General features: G+C 61.4%; 1 protein-coding gene. It reads right to left on the bottom strand.

Features of this window, described 5'->3' with window-relative positions; all coding sequences use genetic code 11:
- Window positions 1-10 precede the first annotated feature (10 nt).
- Window positions 11-959, bottom strand: a protein-coding gene (locus LB523_RS29200; protein WP_263493222.1) for an IS630 family transposase whose coding sequence is annotated in 2 segments (ribosomal slippage) — window positions 11-622 and window positions 624-959 — 948 coding nt in all. Because the reading frame shifts where the segments join, the coding sequence is not laid out codon by codon here.
- Between the last annotated feature and the right edge of the window lie 93 nt (window positions 960-1,052).

Genomic DNA, 1,052 nt, shown 5'->3' with positions numbered 1-1,052 from the left:
CTAGAGTCTTTCACGTTTTGACGGAAGCGTATCCGGCGTTTTCGAAGTAGTTCTTGCATTCGGCTGCCTCGATGGTTTCGACGAGGTGGCCGATGTGGCGCCAAGTGTCCTCGACGGTGCGTTTCTGCGCCTGGCGCATCCAGTGCTTGATCTTGGCGAAGGCCTGCTCGATCGGATTGAGGTCCGGTGAGTAGGGCGGCAGGTACCAGAGTCTGGCGCCAGCGGCCTTGATCATCTGCCTGATGGCCGCGGACTTATGGCTTCCCAGGTTGTCCATGACGACGATATCGCCGGGTTTCAGCACGGTGATGAGCTGCTGTTCGACATAGGCGCGGAAGCATTGGCCGTTGATCGGCCCGTCGAAGACGCAAGGGGCCGCGAGCCGATCACAGCGCAGCGCGCCGAGGAAAGTCAGCGTGCGCCAGTGGCCGTACGGAGCTAGGCCGCGCAGCCGCTTGCCCTTCGGCCCCCAGCCGCGCAGCGGAGCCATGTTGGTCTTGATCCAGGTCTCATCGATGAAGACCAGGCACTGCGGATCGAGACCGACCTGCCAGGATCGCCATCGCTGCCGCCTGCGGGCAATATCGGCGCGTGCCTGCTCAAGGGCGAACAGCGTTTTTTTTAAAGCTCAGGCCTTCGCGGCGCAGGAACTGCCACACTGCGTTGTGCGAGACCTTGACCCCGCGAGCGGCCAACTCATCCTTCAGACCATGCAGCGTCAGATGCGGTGTTTCACGCAGACGGCCCTCGATAAAAGCACGGTGCGGCTCCAGCACCCTTTTGCGATGTCCGCCCATCTTGCCAGGCGCAACCGAGCCAGTCGCCCGATGGCGCTGCAACAACTTCGCCGCCGTCGAATTCGCAATACCGAACCGTTGGGCGGCCGACCGGCGGCTCTCGCCACCCAAAACCGCCGCCACAACCCGCTCGCGAAGATCATCGGAAAGTGGTCGAACCATCAGATGCTGGCCTCCAATCCAGCCAGCATCTTGAATCACAAATCAGACGACGCGGGAATCCCTTCCGATTCAATCAAGCGATGAAACGCTCTA

The organism is Mesorhizobium sp. ESP-6-4 (assembly GCF_020164735.1).
In the GTDB taxonomy this organism is placed as follows: domain Bacteria; phylum Pseudomonadota; class Alphaproteobacteria; order Rhizobiales; family Rhizobiaceae; genus Mesorhizobium.
Note: the sequence above shows the minus strand (reverse complement) of the source record. Positions and strands in the feature narration are given on the sequence as shown.